This window comes from Lactobacillus porci (genome assembly GCF_009695985.1).
Lineage (GTDB): Bacteria > Bacillota > Bacilli > Lactobacillales > Lactobacillaceae > Lactobacillus > Lactobacillus absianus.
In genome coordinates this window covers 1-2,615 of sequence record NZ_VUMX01000061.1, presented here as the reverse complement: position 1 = coordinate 2,615, position 2,615 = coordinate 1, and the positions used below count along the sequence as shown (strand labels likewise).

Below are 2,615 nucleotides of genomic sequence, written 5' to 3'. Positions count from 1 at the left end.
GAAATTTGGGGTTCGTTTTTGGTATCGAATGATGGTAAACTAGACATAGCACAAGCCTTTCGTTTGATATTGATGATGTTGTAGTTGAATTATATCAAGCGAACAAAGGCCTTGTGCTTTTTTATTGGCTAAACTATTGAATTTTCAAGGTACAAGCCCACTTTTGTAAGTGGGAAGTTTAAGTTATCAATTTTTTGTTGGTGAAGGGCGATGAAATGGTCAAGTCTTAACACACATACACCAATTTTTATCTGTTCATCAGTGGATTTCGGTATGATTATATCTGTATCTTGAAGAGCAGACTTTGATATTGAAGTTACTTTTATTCCATGCATTAATGGTTTTAACTGATTATGATAAGTTGGCGAATTGATGTAATATCCCAGGAACATTGGACCAAATTTTTTCTTCGGACGACATGCTATCGTATGAAGACCTAACATAATTTTCACTCCATCTGAGCCTTGTATTTCTGCACATTTTCCAACGGTATCGTCTTCTGCCGTGTCTGCAATAATGATGTCTCCATCTTGTAGAAATGAGCTTTTGAGCTTATCTACTTTTGTCTCATCAGATACATAAGGTAACTCCGTTTTCGATGCATCTATGTAGTCTCCGAACTTAATCAAAACATCTCCATAATGTATTTTTTATAGTACCACTCTCATAGTTTAAATCTGCCCTCGATAGAGTGTTGTTTTTCAATCCATCAAAGACTTTAACAAACTTATGCTGTTCCCAAGATAAAGTGCTAGATTTCAGCAAATTCATTTGTTGAAAAGCTACAAACATATTTAAAAAAAACAATCTACTAGCTTACGATGGAATCGAAAATAAGTGATCTTCTAATAACGTTCATCTGTCACCCTGAATCCATGTCCGAAGCTCAGGCAAACATCCTTTCAAGTAAGGATTTCTTTATTTTCTGCAGCTTTTCCAGCTTACTCTGATGAAGGGTGATAAGGTTGTCTATACTTACAAGAAATGCTCCGAGTTTCTTCTGTTCATCATAATTCGGCAACATCAAATCAAAGTCTGATAATGCTTCCTTTGTAATTGTTTTAATAGTTCCACCCGGTGCTTTTCTTGCTTCATCAATAAATTTTTCTTTTATGATATACGCCCAGAATGTTTTATCGATGTCCTGATTATACTTATCAAAAATAAGAACTGTTCTATCCACGAAAGCCCCATATTGCGTGATTGCAACACGTCCAATACTTCCTTGAAGGGTTACTAATACAGAACCTTTATCCGCATACACGCTCATAGGTTGAGCCAGCTTACTTATCTTTTGTTTTGTATCATCAACAAGTTTCATATCGTCAGCGACATCTGCAACTTGCACAAAAGACATAGCCCCATCACCGTCATACCATTCCTTATTACCATACGGTTGTGGAAACGATCCACGGCGAAATCCAGCACATTCTGATAACTTACGCTGTTCCCAAGCATCACTATATCCTTTAAATCTAATAATAGGATATCCAGATTTATCCGCAAACAATTTCTGTAATAAAGCGCTTTTTAAGCTCTCAAGTTGCTTCTTTTTTCCCTCATGTAAAGTGATGGTATGATCCAGCTTTTGAAAGGCTAAAGCAAGTTTGTGTTGTTCCTCTAGCGGTGGTACCTTAATTGGCATAGACATGAATGTAGAATCTTTAATTGCAAATCTATCTGCTCTAGCACCAGTATCACCATTTTGATACATAAATCTATGCCAAGTTGTAGTTTGGAATAGTGTTTCTAAGAAAGACTCATCAATATCGTGCACCGTAAAAACTAAGTATAACGGAGACATTATGCCGGTCTCATCCAATTTATTTCGATTTATAGGTCCAAACTTTGCTTGATTAGAAATACGCGGATTATATACAAAATAGTTTTTTCTAACTATATAATAGCCTGAAATATTGCTTGAATTGGCAATATCTTTATCAAAAAAATCGCGTTGTTTAACGATGCCATATTCAGCAGAATTCGTTAAAACCGTGGAGTATTTGTTATCCGTGTTCTTCTCATACGATTTTTCCGAAATATCGGATAGCTTACACTGCTCCCAGTAGATAACTGACTAAATCTAGGGGGGAGTAGTTGGCGAAAATCTGATATAATTTATGAGGCAAGTTTTAAGGGCGGTGACTATCTGAATCCTGGAGGTGGTTCCATGGAGAATTATTGCAAAGGATGCGGTAGTCATGAGCGTATACGAGGCACTGAGCTTGATGCTCACTTTTGGTCTTTTCGTTATTGCTTTGTTGACCTATGTTGACAAGCACGGCAAGTAAAAAAGTCGTCCCTGTAACTTTGCACGGTTAAGGACGACTAATTTGTTCTGATACTGTCACCGCCTTTGAAGCGGGCCACTACAGAGAGTCTTGTTGGCGCAAGGCTCTCTTTTCTTTTACTATTATAGCATATTTAACTTCAGATAAACATTTTTTGAAGTAAAGATTGTTTCGCATACTTCAGTAGCCTCAATTTTTGAGACTGTCAATTCTTTTGTGTAAATAAATCTTTCCGGCTAATTGATTCTTTAACTGTTTTTTAATCGAAGTACGATTCCAAGGTGTCTGCTACTTGACCAAAGCCCTTGTGAACTCGATTAGCGT

General features: G+C 36.7%; 3 protein-coding genes. 1 reads left to right on the top strand and 2 read right to left on the bottom strand.

Features of this window, described 5'->3' with window-relative positions; all coding sequences use genetic code 11:
• Nucleotides 1–128: 128 nt before the first annotated feature.
• Together FYJ62_RS10365 and FYJ62_RS11030 are read right to left on the bottom strand one after the other, a co-directional pair.
• The gene (locus FYJ62_RS10365) at nt 129–629 is read right to left on the bottom strand and encodes a restriction endonuclease subunit S (protein WP_154549564.1); all 501 of its coding nucleotides are present in this window, start codon (nt 627–629) and stop codon (nt 129–131) included.
• Nucleotides 630–886: 257 nt separating this feature from the next.
• On the bottom strand, nt 887–2,071 hold the full coding sequence (locus FYJ62_RS11030; RefSeq protein WP_326832038.1) for a restriction endonuclease subunit S: 1,185 nt from the start codon (nt 2,069–2,071) through the stop codon (nt 887–889).
• Between the two features lie 130 nt (nt 2,072–2,201).
• Between FYJ62_RS11030 and FYJ62_RS10355 the strand changes: the two genes are divergently transcribed.
• Nucleotides 2,202–2,291, top strand: a complete 90-nt coding sequence (locus FYJ62_RS10355) for a putative holin-like toxin (RefSeq protein ID WP_154549562.1) — start codon at nt 2,202–2,204, stop codon at nt 2,289–2,291.
• Nucleotides 2,292–2,615 lie beyond the last annotated feature (324 nt).